Below are 16153 nucleotides of genomic sequence, written 5' to 3'. Positions count from 1 at the left end.
CCGCCCGTCCGAAGTACCTCTTGTGCCTCTTGCACTCCTTCACCCTGCATTCCAGCCTTCCCACCAGTCCGAAGTACCTCTTGCGCCTCTTGCACTCCTTCGCTCTGCGTTCCAGCCTTCCCACTTGTCCGAAGTACCTCTTGCGCCTCTTGCACTCCTTCGCTCTGCGTTCCAGCTTTCCCACCAGTCCGAAGCACCTCTTGCGCTCCTTGCACTTCTTCGCCTTGCGTTCCAGCCTTTCCACTCGTCCGAAGCACTTCTTGCGATTCTTGCACTTCTTCGCCCCGTGTTCCAGCCTTCCCACCAGTCCGAAGCGCCTCTTGCGCTCCTTGCGCCCCTTCGTCCTGCATTCCAGCTTTCCCACTCGTCCAAAGTACCTCTTGCGATTTTTGCACCCCTTCGCTCTGCATTCCAGCCTTCCCACCAGTCCGAAGCGCCTCTTGCGATTCTTGCATCTCTTCGCCCCGTGTTCCGTCCTTTCCGCTCGTCCAAAGTATCTCTTGCGTTCCTTGCGCCCCTTCGTCCTGTGTTTCGGCCTTTCCATTTATCCGAAGCACTTCTTGCGCCCCTTCGTCCTGCGTTCCAACCTTTCCACTCGTGCGAAACGCCTCTTGCGATTCTTGCACTTCTTCACCCTTCGTTCCGGCCTTTTCCCCCTTTCCATCGGATGAAAACCTCCCGCCGTCCCCTGCCGGGGGACTACAGGGGGATTCTTCTTTGCTCTTCTCCCTCTACTTTTCTTTCCTCTACTTTGTCGCTTTTCCGGCACAGCTTGGGGAGAAAAATCCTTCCCAGGCTTCTTTTCGGGAAATAATCCGCCCGGCCCGGGGATTCCCTCCCCAGAAGCGGTTTTTCGGGCGGCAATCTCCGCCGTTTTTCGTAGACGGGCGCAAGTTTTCCACCAGCGCCTGACACCAGATCGTCTGTCCATCCGCCCAAAGGGGCTGGTCGATCTTCCCCATCCCGGCGAGCAAATCCAGAATCTGCCCGGCGGTCTCCGCAGAAACCCTGGTATAGCCGAGCAGGTATTCCCAATCCAGCGCATTCCGGCAGTCATAGCTGTGCCCATCCGTTTTACAGAGCAGTTCCAGCAGCTTAAACCAAAAGGCATAGCCGTCGTTTCCGAAGCGGCTTTCCAAGATACTTTTGGTCCGGCTGTCCGCAGCGAAATGCGGGAAATACTCTGCGACATTTTTGCTGATTCTCGACACAATGCACCGCCTTTTCAAAAGAAATCTGTAAACAGGCGGCAGCGGGGCGGCCCGGCGCCCCCTTGCCGGGTGTGGCGGTTTTTCTGCGGCTGCTTCATCCAACGTCCCTCCTTTTTGCAGGCCGGTCCGTGCAAACCGGCCGGACCTGCGCCGGGGCACGACCCCGTTTTTTTACATAAATGCAATCAGCATCTTTAGATGACATATCTATCATAGTACATTTGTTCTGTAAACGCAAGGGGTTCGAACAAATTTTCTTAAAATTTCTTTCATCGAACGCACAGGCGGCCGTTCGCCCCGGAAGCTCCTCTCCGCCTGCGGGCCGTATCCTTACACTTTTGTAAGCGAATCGCCCAACGCACGAAAAGTGTGGTACAATCGGAGAGAATAGACGCAAGGAGGGGATTTTATGGACAGGTTGCTCCTGTTGGAAGACGACAGCGCTCTGCTCGACGGCCTGCAATATGTGCTGCGGAAAAATGGATACGAGGTGGACGCCGCCCGGACGGTGGCGGAGGCGAACCGCCTGCTGGCGGAAAAACCGCCGTACGGGCTGTTGCTTTTGGATGTAACCCTGCCGGACGGCACAGGCTTTGCGGTGTGCGAGCAGGTACGGCGGGCGGGCGGCACGGCGCCGATCCTGTTTTTGACCGCGGCGGACGAGGAGACCAGCATCATCCGCGGGCTGGACTGCGGCGGGGACGACTATCTGACCAAGCCCTTCAAACTCGGGGAGCTGTGTTCACGCATCCGGGCTTTGCTGCGGCGGGCGGGGATGCCGCGGCAGGAGGAACCCTCCGTACTGCGGAGCGGGCCGCTGCAAATCGACCTGTTGGGAAGCAAGGCGGCGCTGGAAGGACGGCCGTTGGAGCTGACCGGGATGGAATACCGGCTTTTGTGCATCCTGGTGCGGAACGCAAACCGGATTGTAACTCGCCGGGCGTTGCTGGACGCGCTTTGGGACGGGAATGGGAACTTTGTGGACGACAACACCCTTTCGGTGTACATGCGGCGTCTGCGTGGCAAGCTGGAGCGCGACCCATCCCATCCGGAATACCTGCGGACCATCCGCGGATTGGGGTATCAGTGGAAGGAGGCGGGCGAATGAGTTTTTTGCAAGAGGCGGTCTTGCGCCGGTATTTCGGATTTCTGTTGGGATTTCTGGCGCTGTTGACCGGATTCGGGATATTTTGCGGGACGGCCTGGGTCCGGGCGGAACAGGAGGTGCTTCTCGCCCACGACCGGGCGTTCGCATCGTCCCTGCTGGAGGAGGACGTCCCCCCGGTTGCCATTGTCCGGGCGCTGAAGCAGGCGCAGGAGACGGAGCAGGGCGCGGCCCTTTTGCGGGAGGCCGGCTGGACGGAACAGACCGGGGCCCTCTTTTTTCCCGCGGTCCGGGAGGCGGCCGCCCGGACCCTGCCCATGGCCGTGGGGGGATCGCTGTTGTTGGCGCTGTCGCTGTTGGGCGGTTCCCTGCTCTTTCTGACGAGGCTGGACCGCCTTTTTCAGCGCGCAGGCGCAGCCGTGGAGCGGTTCACACGCGGGGATTTTCACAACCGGTTCCCGCGCGGCCGGACGGGGGCGTTTTCCACCTGCTCGCGTCCGTGGATGAATTGGCCATGGCGCTGGAATCGAAGGGCGAAGCGGAGCGCCGTGCCAAAGAATTCCTCAAGGATGCGCTTTCGGACATCTCCCACCAGCTCAAGACGCCGTTGGCAGCGCTCCATATGTACAATGAGATTGTGCTGGAAGAGCCGGAAAACGCCGAAACGGTGCGACAATTTTCCGAGAAGGCGGCGCAGGCGCTTCGCCGCATGGAGGACCTGATCGGGACCTTGCTGAAGGTGATGCGCCTGGATGCGGGAAGCATCCCCTTTGAAAAGGAGCTTTATTCCATGGGGGAGGTGTTGCTCCGCGCGACGGAGGAACTCACGACGCGCGCACAGCGGGAGGGCAAGCGCATCCGTTGGAGGGCTTGCCGGAGGAGCCGGTCCTGTGCGACCTGGCTTGGACCAGCGAAGCCGTCGGCAACCTGGTCAAAAATGCGCTGGACCATACGGAGGCCGGGGGCGAGGTCTGCCTGTCGTGGCAGCGTTCGCCGCTGATGCTTCGCCTGGTTGTGTCGGACAACGGGTGCGGTATTCCTCCGGAGGAACTTCCCCATATTTTCAAGCGGTTCTACCGCGGCAGGGGCGGCAGCTCGCAGGAGGGGGTGGGGTTGGGTCTGCCCCTGGCGAAATCGATCGTGGAGGGGCAGGGCGGTATCCTGACGGTGGAGAGCGCCCCCGGCCGCGGGACTGCTTTCACCCTGTCCTTCCTGACAAAACTGTAAGCTGGCGTTCACCGGGGCGTAAGGTGCGCGTGGTATCCTGAAGACGATCGAATTTCGGTCGAATAAAGGAGGTAACCCAAAAATGGAAGTATTGCGAGTGGAACACCTCTGTAAGGTATACGGCAGAGGTGAAGCCAAGGTGGACGCGCTGAAGGACGTCTCCTTCACAATGGAGAAGGGCGAGTTCACGGCAGTCGTCGGGGAATCCGGCTCTGGAAAGAGCACGCTGCTGCACTGTATTGGCGGTTTGGAGGAGCCGTCCTCCGGGCACGTCTACCTGGATGGGCGGGACTTGTTTGCGATGAAAGAGAGCCAGCGGACGGTGTTCCGGCGGCAGAATATCGGATTTATCTTCCAGTCCTTCCAGCTGGTGGAGGAGTTGACCGTGGAGCAAAACATCGTCTTTCCGCTCCTGCTGGACGGCCGGCGGCCGGATGCAACGCGCGTGGAGGAGCTTTTGTGGGTGTTGGGCCTGATGGACCGCCGCCATCACCTGCCCAGCCAGCTTTCGGGCGGGCAGCAACAGCGCGTGGCCATCGGGCGTGCGCTGATCACCAAGCCCATGCTGGTCCTTGCCGATGAGCCGACGGGGAACCTGGACTCCAAAAACAGCCGCGATGTGATCGACCTGTTGTATCAGGCTTCGCGCCACTACCGGCAGACCGTTCTGATGATTACCCACAACGTGCACCTGACGTCCTCGGTGGACCGGGTCCTGCGCGTCACGGACGGAACGCTTTGCGATTTGGGAGGGGTGCAGGAATGATATACAAGGAACAACGTTCCCCGCTCGTCCCCCGATCTTTGGTCCCGTGCTGCCAGTCCAGTCCGCTTTCGGGCGGGCAGCAACCGCGCGTGGCCATCGGGCGTGCGCTGATCACCAAACCCATGCTGGTCCTTGCCGATGAGCCGACGGGGAACCTGGACTCCAAAAACAGCCGCGATGTGATCGACCTGCTGTATCAGGCTTCGCGCCGCTACCGGCAGACCGTTCTGATGATTACCCACAACGTGCACCTGACGTCCTCGGTGGACCGGGTCCTGCGCGTCACGGACGGGATACTTTGCGATTTGGGAGGGGTGCAGGAATGATATACAAGGAACAACGTTCCCCGCTCGTCCCCCGATCCTTGGTCCCGTGCTGCCAGGTCCAGTCCGCTTTCGGGCGGGCAGCAACCGCGCGTGGCCATCGGGCGTGCGCTCATCACCAAGCCCATGCTGGTCCTTGCCGGTGAGCCGACGGGGAACCTGGACTCCAAAAACAGCCGCGATGCGATCGACCTGTTGTATCAGGCTTCGCGCCACTACCGGCAGACCGTTCTGATGATTACCCACAACGTGCACCTGACGTCCTCGGTGGACCGGGTCCTGCGCGTCACAGACGGGAACGCTTTGCGATTTGGGAGGGGTGCAGGAATGATATACAAGGAACAACGTTCCCCGCGCGCCCCTCGATCTTTGGTCCCGTGCTGCCAGTCCAGTCCGCTTTCGGGCGGGCAGCAACCCGCGTGCAGCCATCGGGCGTGCGCTCGTCGCCAAACCCATGCTGGTCCTTGCCGGTGAGCCGGCGGGGAACCTGGACTCCAAAAACAGCCGCGATGTGATCGACCTGCTGTATCAGGCTTCGCGCCATTGCCGGCAGACCGTGCGGACGATTCCCCACAACGTGCACCTGACGTCCTCGGTGGACCGGGTCCTGCGCGTCACGGACGGAACGCTTTGCGATTTGGGAGGGGTGCAGGAATGAAACGATATTTAAGCCTCATCCCTATTTTGGCCCGGCGGCGGCGCAAGCAGAGCCGGATGACACGGCTCTGCATCTTTCTGGCCGTGTTCCTCGTGACAGCGATCTTCGGAATGGCGGATATGGAATTGCGGTCGCAGCGGCAGCAGGCGATTTTAGACGGCGGCAATTGGCAGATTGCGTTCCGGGACATCACAGATGAGCAAGCGGCAAAGATTGCCGCACGGCCGGAGGTGGAGGCGTCGTCCTGGTACGGCGTGTTGAATTACGACAGCAATGAAGGATATACCTTGTCCGGAATTGAGACGGCAATCGCCGGCGTCGATGCGGCATGGTGGGAGATTTTCCCCTCTGCCCGGCTGGAGGAAGGCGCTTTCCCCGCCGAAGGCGACGGCGTCCTGCTGACCCAGGGGGCCCGGACGCGCCTGGGGATACAGGTGCGGCGACGCCGTCCAGTTGCACACCCCGGACGGGAGGGATCTCGACCTGACGGTCACGGGCTTTGTGTCCAACACCGCCATGCTGGATCGGCAGGATGCGCTCGGCATGATTATGAACATAGAGGCATTTCGCGCCTATTTTTCCGATACTGCGGCGCAGGACGCCGATTCGGTCTATTACGTGCAGTTTTCGCCGCTGTGCCGCATTTTGCAGGTGACAGAGGATATTAAAACAGAGCTGCACCTGCACGACGAACAGGCCCTTCCCTATGGGAAACTGTTGGGGCTGATGGGCCAGAGCGACGACCCCCTGATGCTGCAATTGTATCTGACGGCGGCGGTGTTGGCCCTGTTGGTGGCGGCGGCAGGCGTGCTGATGATCGCCAGCAGCCTGAACAGCAACATCGCGCAGAGGACCTCGTTCTTTGGGCTGCTGCGGTGTCTGGGGGCGACGCGCAAGCAGGTGATCCGCTTTGTCCGGCTGGAGGCGTTGAACTGGTGTAAGACGGCGGTCCCACTGGGGCTTGCAGCGGGTACGGCGCTCGTCTGGGCGCTCTGCGCGCTGCTGGTGAAGCTCAGCCCCACCTATTTTGCGGGGATGCCTTCCTTCGGGATCAGCGGCATCGGCATTGCCTGCGGGGTAGTGATCGGCCTGGCGACCGTCCTGCTTGCGGCGCAAGCGCCCGCGCGCCGCGCGTCGAAGGTCTCCCCCCTGTGTGCGCTCTCCGGGAATGCCCTCCCTGTGCAGGCAGTGCGGCGGGCAGCGAATACGCGCTTGTACCGGGTGGAAACGGCGCTCGGTTTTCGCCACGCCACCGCAGGCAAAAAGGGCTTTTTCCTGATGGCGGGTTCCTTTGCATTCAGCATCATCCTGTTTCTGGCGTTCACCATGGCTGTGGACTTCATGCACCATTCCCTCACGCCGCTCCGGCCGTATTCGCCCGACCTGTCGATCGTCAGCGCGGACCGGACGTGCACCATCCCATCCGAATGGGCGCGCCAGCTCGCGGAGAACCCGGTGGTCAAGCGGGTATATGGGCGGATGTTCGCCTACGGCGTCCCGGCGGCAATCGACGGGCAGGCGGGGACGGTGGACCTGATCTCCTACGAGGAACACCAGTTCGGCTGGGCGGCGGGCTCTCTATTGGAGGGTTCGGTCGCCGAAGCCATGAATGGGAACGGCCTCCTCGCGGTCTACGATGGGGGGATTGCGCCGCACTCCGGCAGCACCGTCTCCGCGGACTTTGGGACCGGAACGCAAACGCTTCCCGTTGTGGGCGTCCTGTCCGATTGTCCGTTTCAAAGTGAACCGGGCGTACGGATTTTCATCTGCTCGGAGGAGACCTTCCGCGCGTTGACCGGGCAGAACGGCTATACGATTCTCGATCTACAGCTGACCAGCGATGCGGCCGACGCGGATGTACAGGCGATTCGCAATCAAGCGGGCAGCGGCGTCACCTTCTCCGACCAGCGGCGCGGGAACCGCGAGGCGATCGGCGCATATGTTTCCTTCGCGCTGTTTGTCTATGGTTTCCTGGCGGTAATCGCCCTGATTTCGGTGTTCAACATTGTGAACAGCATTTCGATGAGCGTGTCGGCGCGGCTACGGCAGTATGGAGCTATGCGCGCCATCGGGATGAGCATGCGGCAATTCACGCGGATGGTGGCCGCTGAAGCGGCAGCCTATGCGGGGGCCGGTATCCTGGTAGGGTGTGCGGTGGGCATTCCATTGAACCGCTTTCTCTATGAGCACACGGTCACGGCCAATTGGGGAACTCCCTGGTATGTCCCCTGGGCGTCGCTGGTACTGATCGTGCTGTTGGTGGCGTTGTCCGCGGCCTTGGCGGTCCGGGGGCCGTCCCGGCGCATTCGCCGCCTGTCCATCGTCGAAACCATCCATGCCGAGTAGGCCCGAACCCCTTCCCAGATGTTCGATTCCACTCCGTTTATTATAATAGGATAATAGGCGGGCAAAACAGCAGACGTTTCATACGCCATGCAGAGGCTGTGGGGCTGTCCCCATTCCCCTGCATGGCTTCTTTCGTCTTAACCCATACTCGATGTTGCGCGTCAGGCAACATTTCTATGGAATGATCATGGTTTATTCCGCCCTCAGTCCGGCAACTCCACACTTTGGATAACCCCCGCTTTCCCCGGCGATGTGCAATCCCCTGCAAAGCCGCCTCTCCCCACCGGGCCACCTTCCCCGCGCCAACTCCTGCGCTTTCCGGGCATGCCCGATTCAATCGAATGTCCTGCCTGTTGTTCGAACGGGCTTATTCTACGTGGTTGTCCTCCTGTTGCTCGGATAGTCCTGTTTTACTTGCTTGCGCGGATAGACCTGTTTCACTCGAATGTCCGCCTACTGCCCGAACAGGCCTATTTCCCGGATAAACCTGCTTTACGTGGTCGTTCGCCTGTTGCCCGGATGCCTGTTTCACCCGATTGCCTACCTGTTGCCCGAATAGGTCTGTTTTACCTGGTTGCCTGCCTGTTTCCCAGATAGGCTTATTTTACACAATAGCCCGCCTGGTCTCCGGACGGCCGCCCCGCTCTCTGCCAGCCTGTCCACACTTTGGATAACCCCCGCCTTTCCCGGCGATGTGCAATCCCCTGCAAAGCCGCTTTTCCCCACCGGGCCCACCTTCCCCGCGCCAAGCCGAAGGAAAGTCACACAATCCCAACAAAAAACAACCCCCTCAAAGAATGAACGTCTCCGTTCATCCCTTGAGGGGGTTCTCTATCGCTGTATGCTGCCTTTCGGGCGATTTTCTCAACCTTTCGGATTTCCACTCCCGACCGGCGAATCGTCCTCCGGCGTCCCTTTCGCGGAAGGCTTTGCCGGAGCGTGCGGTTGCGCCGGCGAATCTGAGGGAAGCGCATCTTTCGGGCGCTCATCCTTGGGTTTTTCGCGGAAGGGAAGGATGTACTTTTTCACGATCAATCCTTCATACTTGAGCTTAAACTGCACCCGGCCGAAGAACCGGTGCTGGCAATGGCGGCAGAGAAATTCCGCGCGGTAGCTCTTGTTTTTGAGCTGCCACTCACTCACGCGGTGTGCACGCCGCCCGCACACGTCGCAGTTGAAGAGCATATCGCTGCGCTTAATCAACGGGTTGGACAGGTCGCAGATCACGACGGTCTTAAACTGGATGCGCCGGTAAAACTCCGCATCGGCCTCCTGCACAAAGGGCGTAAGGCTTTCGGGGGTGTAGAGCTTTTGCAGGCAGCGCAGGGAGAGCAGGCTGTCGCCCAAGGCGCGGTGATGGTCAAAACCATCCTCATCGATCTCCAAGAGTTGTGCCGAAGTGGAGAGCCCCATCTGTTGGGTTTTATCGTAGTGGAGCATTTCCTCGCAGTAGGCCTGTAAATTGACGTAGTATTGCAAAAACGGGATGCGCTCATTGCCGCAGAAGTAGCGGCAATTTTCGATCAAGGCGAGGATGTCGGACGTTCCCCAGGTCATGAGGATCGCGTCGCCCATCCATTTTTTAAACCGGCTGATGACCTGCATATATTGCAGGCCTCCGGCGAGTTCCTCGTTGGTGATGCTTGTGAGCGTGCGGATCTTGCCGCTGATCTTCTTCCCCACCTGCGGACGGACCAACGCCTCAAAGGTGTCGATGATATGCAGTTGTTCGTCCACCTTGACCGCGCCGAACTCGATGATCTCGTTGATGAAGCTCTTGATGCGGCGGCTGTAGGTGCCATTCCATTCCAGGTCGAGTATTACAAAATTCATAGGATCGGCCGTACCTCCAAGTCCTCTAAGCGGGGATTTGCGCGGGATTATTTGTTCCGGCTAGCCATCTTCATGCGGGTTTCCTTGTCGAGGATTTTTTTGCGCATGCGGATGCTCTTGGGCGTCACTTCGACGAGCTCGTCGTTTTTAATAAACTCGAGGCACTGCTCAAGGCTGAGGATGCTGGGCGGGACGAGCTTAAGCGCCTCGTCCGAGCCGGAGGCGCGGGTGTTGGTGACGTGTTTTTCTTGCAGACGTTCACCACAATGTCCTCGCTCTTGGGACTGACGCCGACGACCATTCCCTCGTAGACCTCCAGGCCGGGGCCGACAAACATCCGGCCGCGGTCCTGCGCCTGCCAAAGGCCGTAGCCGGTGGTCTCGCCGGTCTCATGCGCGATCAGGGAACCCTGCTGGCGGCTCTGCAAGTCGCCCTTGTACGGCTCATAGGAATCGAACACGTTGTTCATGATGCCGTTTCCATTGGTATCGCTGAGGAATTCCTGGCGATAGCCCATCAGGCCGCGCGCTGGAATTTTAAACTCCAAGTGGGTGACGCCGGTGTCGCGGGTGCCCATATTGACGATTTCGGCCTTGCGGGAACCGAGCTTCTCCATGACGGCGCCGACGTAACTGTCCGGCACCTCGATCATCAGGAGTTCGATGGGTTCGCAGCGCTTGCCGTCGATCTCCTTGTAGATGACCTGCGGGCTGGACACCTGGAACTCATAGCCCTGGCGGCGCATCTGCTCGATCAGAATCGAGAGGTGCAGCTCTCCGCGGCCGCTGACCTTGAACGCCTCGGTGGTGTCGGTCTCCTCCACGCGCATAGCGACGTTGGTCTCGACCTCTTTAAAGAGGCGGTCGCGCAGGTTGCGGGAGGTGACGTATTTTCCCTCACGTCCTGCAAACGGGCTGTTGTTGACCATAAAGATCATGGAAACCGTGGGTTCGTCGATCTTGACAAAGGGCAACGGCTCAATACAGTCGGGGGAACAGATGGTTTCGCCGATGTTCAAGTCGGTGATCCCGGAAACCGCCACAATGTCGCCGAGCTTTGCGCTTTCCACCTCGACGCGCTTGAGCCCTTCGAACTGATAGAGTTTCACCACGCGGACGTTCTTCGTCGTACCGTCGCGGTGGCAGAGCACGACATTCTCGCCGTCGTGTACCTCGCCGCGCTCCACGCGGCCGATGCCGATGCGGCCCACATAGTCGTCGTAATCCACGTTGGAGAAAAGCACCTGTGTCGGACCGGTCAGGTCGCCTGTAGGCGCGGGGACTTCCCGAAGGATCATATCAAACAGCGGCTTCATGTCCTTTCCAGGCACCGCCGGGTCGAGCGTAGCATAGCCGTCGCGGCCGGAAGCGTACACCACCGGGAACTCCAGCTGGTCGTCGTTTGCCCCCAGCTCGATAAAGAGATCCAGCACTTCGTCCACCACCTCGGCGGGGCGTGCGCCGGGGCGGTCGATCTTATTTACAACCACAACGGGCTTTTTGCCGAGGCCCAACGCCTTTTTGAGCACAAAGCGCGTCTGGGGCATGCAGCCTTCAAAGGCGTCCACCAGCAGCAGAACGCCGTCCACCATCATGAGGATGCGTTCCACCTCGCCACCAAAGTCGGCGTGTCCAGGCGTGTCGACGATGTTGATCTTTGTATCCTGATAGATGACCGCTGTATTCTTGGACAGGATGGTGATACCGCGTTCCCGTTCCAGGTCGTTGGAGTCCATCACGCGCTCCGCGACCTCCTGGTTAGCGCGGAAGATGCCGCTCTGTTTGAGAAGCTGGTCCACCAGGGTTGTTTTTCCGTGGTCGACGTGGGCGATGATGGCGATATTTCTCAGGTCATTTCTTACATCCATATATGATCCCTCTTCTTTAAAATTCACAAACGTTTATATTATAGCATAATCCACGCAACAGTGGTATGGATTTTGTCATAAAATTTTCTGCACGGACGGCCACACTTTTCCAGACATTTGCACGGATGCCCATCCTCTTTATATTCTGCAAGTTTTATAAGGTTCCTTCCACAAAGGCGGCAAATCTCGTTGCCTCCTCTTGCTTCTTCCAGCCGCAGGCCCCTCGCTTCTGCGAAGGCCCCGCTTTCTTTCGCCACAGGCGGCAAATCTTTTGCCTCCTCTTGCTGCTTCCAGTCGAAGCCCTCGTTTCTGCGAAGGCCCGCTTTCTTTCGCCACAGGCGGCAAGTCTTTTGCCTCCTCTTGCTTTTTCCAGCCGAACCCCCTCGCTCCTGCGAAGTTCCCGCCTGTATGAAGTCCTCGCCTTTATCCAGAAATTAACCTTCGAAAAAGAACCCAAAAGGCTCTCTGTTGGACAAGCTAGAAACCGTATGGAAACAAACGGAGGTGATCCCGGCAAATTTTCACAGGCCGCATTCCTTGGAAGCCAGCCCCGAAACCTGCGCCGGCCTCAAACCGCCCGGTTGACTGCCAAAAAAATCGCCGCCGCTTGCCTTCCTGTGGTAGAATACTGGTATATGTTCCCGTCCGACGAGGCATACATTCCCCTGTCCCCACCATTTACAGCAAAGGAGAAAAAATCATGGACATTCAAATCAAAGCGCTGCGAAAGCGCGATTTTTCCAAAGCAATCCAATTCGCCATCACAGGGATGCACTTTGAGTGGTATCTGGACAACCCGTTTCTTTTGCAGCTCTACGGCCGGTATTTCTGGTATCTGGAACTCTCTCGCGCCACCCAGGTCATCGCCGCATATGCCGGAGAAGAACTCGCAGGGGTTCTGCTTGCAGAACTGGAAGGAGAGCCTAAAAAATACCGTTCCCTCTGGAAGACCCTCTATGTGAAGCTGTTCGAATTTGTGCAGAATACCTTTTATCAGGACAGCGCGGGAACCTATGCGTCGGCTACCCAGCAGCTTCTCTCCTCCTATCTGGCTTCCCACCGGCCCGACGGAGAAATTGTCTTTCTCGCCGCAAATCCAGCGGTCAAGGGCAAAGGGATTGGAAGCCTTCTGCTCTCTGAGTTGGAACGCCGGGAGAATGGCAAAACCCTTTTTCTTCATACCGACGACGCCTGTACCTATCCATTCTATGAGCACCGCGGTTTTACGCGTGTCGGGGAAAAGGATATTTGCATGGAAATGGGCCAAAAACAGGTGCCATTGAAATGCCTGTTGTATAGCAAAACCTTGGGAAAGCCCTGCGCCTCCAAAGCCTCGCCCACCGCAAGCCCTTCCGAACTGTAAACAAAAAAACGGCTCCCCACAATGTGAGGAGCCTACATGGAGCGAACGACGAGGCTCGAACTCGCTACCTCCACCTTGGCAAGGTGGCGCTCTACCAGATGAGCTACGTTCGCATGTCTTGCAGCCGTTTTGCTCGGTGCGTGAATTATTATACGATAGCCTTCCCCATTTGTCAACACTTTTTTTCAAAATTTTTCCGGGCGCGTTTTGCCCCGCATTCCGGCGGGATTCCGTCCTTTCCTTCTCTTGTGGGGGTTTCCCATTTGACATCGGACATGCTATAATAAAAGCATTCCATGGGATTCCACGGCGTTTTGCGCTCTACGGCTTCGCGGCGCCGGCAGCGGCCGGACGTTGTCTGTGTTGCCGTCAGCCGCCGTCTTTGGCCGGATATTCCCAAAGACAAATGGAGGGACGAATTTGTACTTACTCAACCTGGGCGTATGGAACGCGGTCTTTGCTGTGCCGTGCGCCGTTGTAGATCAATACATAAAGATTGCCAGCCCCAACCAGTTAAAGGTGTTGCTGTGGGTCCTGCGCCACGCGGACCACGGCTTTGAGGCAAAGGAACCGGCACAGGCGCTGGGGCTTTCCGAGGATGCGGTCGGCGAGGCGCTGCTCTTCTGGCAACAGGAAGCCGGGCTCTTGGCGTCCAGCGGCGTCGAGCTCAAACCTGCGGCGTCCAACGCACAGACAGCCCCAGTGGAAGGGCCAGCCGTCTGGCCGTCCCCACGCCTTCCCCCGCCCCTGTGCCGGACCCTCCGGCCGCCGTCCCTGCCAAAGCGCGGCCTGCGGCGATCCTCACCCGCCCGCAGAAGCCGGACAATGCGTTTGTTGCCAAGCGGATGGCGGAATCGGAGGAAATCGCTTACATGATGCAGGAGGCCCAGTGTATTCTGGGACGTCTGCTGAGCAATGGCTGTTCGGCCACGCTTTTGATGCTGCACGACGATTTCGGGCTGCCGGTGGACGTCATCCTGATGCTGCTGCAATACGCGGCCAGCGCGGGCAAGACGAGCACCCGTTATATTGAGAAAGTCGGCATGGATTGGGCGGAGGAGGAGATATTCAGCCACCAGAAGGCGGAGGAAAAACTGCGCCGGATTGCAGAAAACGCCAAGGCGTGGCATGTGGTGGAACAAACCCTGGGCATCGCCCACCGCTCGCCCACCGCCAAGGAGGAGACGCTCGCCGCGATATGGGTCAACGATTGGGGGTTTACGCCCATCCTTTTGCGCGAGGCGTACGAGCGCTGTGTGGACACAAAGGGCCAGTTGAATCTGAGCTATATGAACGGCATCCTCACCCGCTGGCATGAGCAGGGAATCACCACACTGCAACAGGCGCAGGAGGAGAAACTCCGCAAGGCGGCGGCGCGCAAGCAGGAAGCGTCCGCGAAGAGCACCTATAACATCGAGGAATTTGAGCGCTCCGGCGCATTCGATCATTTTAACGGGGAGTGATGGAAGTGGGATACAGCAGAGAGGTCTACCAGGCAGCGGCGGCGGCGCTGGCAGAGCAAAAGGCGCGCGCAGAGCAAACGGCAGAAACGCACCGCACGGAGCTGCACAGCGCGTTTCCACGCGCGGAGCAGATCGAGCGGGAACTCGCTACAACGGCGATCACGGCCGCCCGCGCGGTGCTGCATGGCGCGGACGCGAAGGCGCACTTGAACCGCCTCAAAGAACACAACCAGGCCCTACAGCGCGAGCTGGACGGCTTGTTGCAGGAGGCAGGGCTTCCAAAGGACTACCTGGAGCCGCGCTACGCCTGTCCCCGGTGTTCGGATACCGGTTATGTGGACGGCCGTATGTGCGACTGTCTGAAAAAGCGCCTGCGCGCGGAAGCATACCGGAGTTTAAACACCCTCACCCCCCTCTCCCTCTCGACGTTTGAGACTTTCTCGCTGGACGACTATTCGGAGCAGGCGGATGCCTCCGGGCGTTCCGAGCGCGGGGCGATGGCGCGGGTGTTGGACATCTGCATGACCTACGCGCAGAATTTTTCCCTGCGCAGTTCCAACTTGATCCTGATGGGAGGCACCGGACTGGGAAAACACATCTTTCCCTAGCGATTGCAAACGCGGCCATTGAGAAGGGATTTGGCGTGGTTTACGGGTCTGTGAACAACATTGTTTCGAAACTGGAACGTGAACACTTTGGGCGTGAGGAGGAAACCGACACCGGTTCCCTCCTGCTCGACTGCGACCTGTTGATTTTGGACGATCTCGGCACAGAATTCCGCACGGCGTTTGCCGTCGCAGAAATCTATAACATTGTCAACACGCGCCAGATGGCGCAGCGTCCGACGATCATCAGTACCAACCTGACGATGAAGGAGATCGAGGAGCGCTACACAGAGCGCTTTGCCTCGCGCATTCTGGGCGGTTATGTGCGTCTGCCGTTCTGTGGGCGGGACGTCCGCCTGCAAAAGCGGATGCGCCGCGCCGCGGACCAGGGCTAAGGCCGGCCGCTTAAAGGCAAGAAAAGCTATTTTGTTAAATGGGAAAGTGCATTTCCGTATGATCGGAAAAGGAAAAGCGAAACAAACCGGACCTTTCCGACCGCATCATAAACAAGAGAAATGGGCAAGTTTGGGAACGGCCATCAGGGAAAATACGCTACTTAGCCGGACCAACCCCTGCGCCCAGCCGAAGGCCGCCCCGCAGATGGCAAAAAAACGAAAGCACCGTCGGATTTCCCTGAAACAGATCAAAGTTTTGCCAGGTTTGCCTTGCCACACCAAGCCTTGCGCCCGGTAGAAGGCCGCCCCGCAGACAGCGAAAAAGCAAAAGCACAATCGGATTTCCCTGAAACAGATCAAAGCTTGCCAGGTTTGCCTTGCCACACCAAGCCTTGCGCCCGGTAGAAGGCCGCACCGCAGACAGCGAAAAAAACGAAAGCACGATCGGATTTCCCTGAAACAGATCAAAGTTTTGCCAGGTTTGCCTCGCCGCATCAAGCCAAGCCTTGCGCCCAGACGAAAGCCGCACCGCAGACAGCGAAAAAACAAAAGCACGATCGCATTTCCCTGAAACAGATCAAAGTTTGGCCAAGATTGTCTCTCCGTATCAAGCCAATCCTTGCGCCCGGCTGGAGGCCGCACCGCAGACAGTGAAAAAACGAAAGCACGATCGGATTTCCCTGAAACAGATCAAAGCTTGCCAGGTTTGCCTCGCTACACCAAGCCAACCCCTGCGCCCGGCCGAAGGCCGCCCCGCAGACAGTGAAAAAACGAAAGCACGGTCCAGCAGGAATTCCCCGCTGTAGAGCCGTGCTTTTTATTAGGATAATTTTTACACGCCGTTCCGATTTGCGCCATCGGACACAACGATCCTTGTAGCCCATTCCGAAAAGAGGCCGCCCTGAAAGAGCGGTGAGATAAGAAACATTTTAGGGACAGCCTGCAACCATCCTCTTTATTCTCTTAATACAATGCCCTAAAAGATACGTTG

17 protein-coding genes, 1 tRNA gene and 3 pseudogenes are annotated in these 16153 nt (G+C 58.7%); 14 read left to right on the top strand and 7 right to left on the bottom strand.

All coding sequences use genetic code 11. The features are described 5' to 3' along the window. Together ACGCCZ_RS04365 and ACGCCZ_RS04360 are read right to left on the bottom strand one after the other, a co-directional pair. On the bottom strand, positions 1-626 hold a 626-nt coding region (locus ACGCCZ_RS04365), incomplete at its 3' end, for a hypothetical protein (RefSeq protein WP_411655380.1). A gap of 120 nt (positions 627-746) precedes the next feature. After that, positions 747-1211: a hypothetical protein gene (locus ACGCCZ_RS04360; RefSeq protein WP_411655379.1), complete on the bottom strand. Its 465-nt coding sequence runs from the start codon at positions 1209-1211 to the stop codon at positions 747-749. A 409-nt stretch (positions 1212-1620) separates the two neighbouring features. On the opposite strand from ACGCCZ_RS04360, the gene ACGCCZ_RS04355 reads away from it, so the two are divergent. From ACGCCZ_RS04355 to ACGCCZ_RS04315, 9 genes and pseudogenes are all read left to right on the top strand, one after another. After that, positions 1621-2319, top strand: coding sequence for a response regulator transcription factor (locus ACGCCZ_RS04355; RefSeq protein WP_054325061.1), 699 nt, complete (start codon positions 1621-1623; stop codon positions 2317-2319). Further along, positions 2231-3316, top strand: a complete 1086-nt coding sequence (locus ACGCCZ_RS04350) for a sensor histidine kinase (protein ID WP_411655378.1) — start codon at positions 2231-2233, stop codon at positions 3314-3316. Before ACGCCZ_RS04355 ends, ACGCCZ_RS04350 begins: the two co-directional genes overlap by 89 nt. Then, positions 3205-3543 carry a sensor histidine kinase gene (locus tag ACGCCZ_RS04345; RefSeq protein WP_411655384.1) on the top strand — a complete coding sequence of 113 codons (339 nt, stop codon included), beginning with the start codon at positions 3205-3207 and terminating at the stop codon, positions 3541-3543. The genes ACGCCZ_RS04350 and ACGCCZ_RS04345 overlap by 112 nt, the downstream gene beginning before the upstream one ends. An 82-nt stretch (positions 3544-3625) precedes the next feature. Beyond that, a complete protein-coding gene (locus ACGCCZ_RS04340) occupies positions 3626-4309 on the top strand; it encodes an ABC transporter ATP-binding protein (protein ID WP_085532649.1) in 684 nt (227 codons plus the stop codon). 59 nt (positions 4310-4368) lie between these two features. Beyond that, positions 4369-4635 (top strand): annotated as a pseudogene (locus ACGCCZ_RS04335) (ATP-binding cassette domain-containing protein); the annotation flags it as partial. A 60-nt stretch (positions 4636-4695) separates the two neighbouring features. Next, positions 4696-4963, top strand: a pseudogene (locus ACGCCZ_RS04330) (ABC transporter ATP-binding protein); the annotation flags it as partial. Positions 4964-5086: 123 nt separating this feature from the next. Then, the gene (locus ACGCCZ_RS04325; protein WP_411655377.1) at positions 5087-5290 is read left to right on the top strand and encodes a hypothetical protein; all 204 of its coding nucleotides are present in this window, start codon (positions 5087-5089) and stop codon (positions 5288-5290) included. Continuing rightward, positions 5287-5958 (top strand): ABC transporter permease, encoded by a 672-nt coding sequence (locus tag ACGCCZ_RS04320; protein ID WP_411655376.1) that lies wholly within the window; start codon positions 5287-5289, stop codon positions 5956-5958. The genes ACGCCZ_RS04325 and ACGCCZ_RS04320 overlap by 4 nt, the downstream gene beginning before the upstream one ends. Further along, on the top strand, positions 5840-7636 hold the full coding sequence (locus tag ACGCCZ_RS04315) for an ABC transporter permease (RefSeq protein WP_411655383.1): 1797 nt from the start codon (positions 5840-5842) through the stop codon (positions 7634-7636). Before ACGCCZ_RS04320 ends, ACGCCZ_RS04315 begins: the two co-directional genes overlap by 119 nt. A gap of 40 nt (positions 7637-7676) precedes the next feature. Here ACGCCZ_RS04315 and ACGCCZ_RS04310 read toward each other — a convergent pair whose 3' ends face one another. The 3 genes and pseudogenes from ACGCCZ_RS04310 to typA all read right to left on the bottom strand — a co-directional run bounded on the left by ACGCCZ_RS04310 (position 7677) and on the right by typA (position 11336). Beyond that, positions 7677-7973 carry a hypothetical protein gene (locus tag ACGCCZ_RS04310; RefSeq protein WP_411655375.1) on the bottom strand — a complete coding sequence of 99 codons (297 nt, stop codon included), beginning with the start codon at positions 7971-7973 and terminating at the stop codon, positions 7677-7679. A 527-nt stretch (positions 7974-8500) separates the two neighbouring features. After that, positions 8501-9469, bottom strand: a complete 969-nt coding sequence (locus ACGCCZ_RS04305) for an exonuclease domain-containing protein (protein WP_054324939.1) — start codon at positions 9467-9469, stop codon at positions 8501-8503. A gap of 47 nt (positions 9470-9516) precedes the next feature. Next, positions 9517-11336 (bottom strand): annotated as a pseudogene (typA, locus tag ACGCCZ_RS04300) (translational GTPase TypA). A 700-nt stretch (positions 11337-12036) separates the two neighbouring features. Here typA and ACGCCZ_RS04295 point away from each other — a divergent pair. Then, a complete protein-coding gene (locus tag ACGCCZ_RS04295) occupies positions 12037-12699 on the top strand; it encodes a GNAT family N-acetyltransferase (RefSeq protein ID WP_411655374.1) in 663 nt (220 codons plus the stop codon). Positions 12700-12736: 37 nt separating this feature from the next. Here ACGCCZ_RS04295 and ACGCCZ_RS04290 read toward each other — a convergent pair. Next, positions 12737-12812, bottom strand: a tRNA-Gly gene (locus tag ACGCCZ_RS04290). Positions 12813-13119: 307 nt separating this feature from the next. Here ACGCCZ_RS04290 and ACGCCZ_RS04285 point away from each other — a divergent pair. From ACGCCZ_RS04285 to ACGCCZ_RS04270, 4 genes are read left to right on the top strand one after another with little or no spacing between them, the layout of a single operon-like run. Then, entirely contained in the window at positions 13120-13575 is a 456-nt protein-coding gene (locus ACGCCZ_RS04285; protein WP_411655373.1) for a hypothetical protein, read from the top strand. Continuing rightward, complete coding sequence (locus ACGCCZ_RS04280; protein WP_411655372.1) at positions 13545-14162, top strand: DnaD domain protein; 618 nt, start codon at positions 13545-13547, stop codon at positions 14160-14162. Before ACGCCZ_RS04285 ends, ACGCCZ_RS04280 begins: the two co-directional genes overlap by 31 nt. A gap of 5 nt (positions 14163-14167) precedes the next feature. Further along, positions 14168-14770, top strand: a complete 603-nt coding sequence (locus ACGCCZ_RS04275; protein ID WP_411655371.1) for a hypothetical protein — start codon at positions 14168-14170, stop codon at positions 14768-14770. Further along, the gene (locus ACGCCZ_RS04270; protein ID WP_411655382.1) at positions 14680-15162 is read left to right on the top strand and encodes an ATP-binding protein; all 483 of its coding nucleotides are present in this window, start codon (positions 14680-14682) and stop codon (positions 15160-15162) included. Before ACGCCZ_RS04275 ends, ACGCCZ_RS04270 begins: the two co-directional genes overlap by 91 nt. A gap of 157 nt (positions 15163-15319) precedes the next feature. Here ACGCCZ_RS04270 and ACGCCZ_RS04265 read toward each other — a convergent pair whose 3' ends face one another. After that, positions 15320-15691, bottom strand: a complete 372-nt coding sequence (locus ACGCCZ_RS04265) for a hypothetical protein (RefSeq protein ID WP_411655370.1) — start codon at positions 15689-15691, stop codon at positions 15320-15322. Positions 15692-16153: the final 462 nt, after the last annotated feature.

The organism is Anaeromassilibacillus sp. SJQ-1, from assembly GCF_046693725.1.
Taxonomy (GTDB): Bacteria; Bacillota; Clostridia; order Oscillospirales; family Acutalibacteraceae; genus Anaeromassilibacillus.
This window is presented reverse-complemented; position numbering and strand designations above follow the sequence as displayed.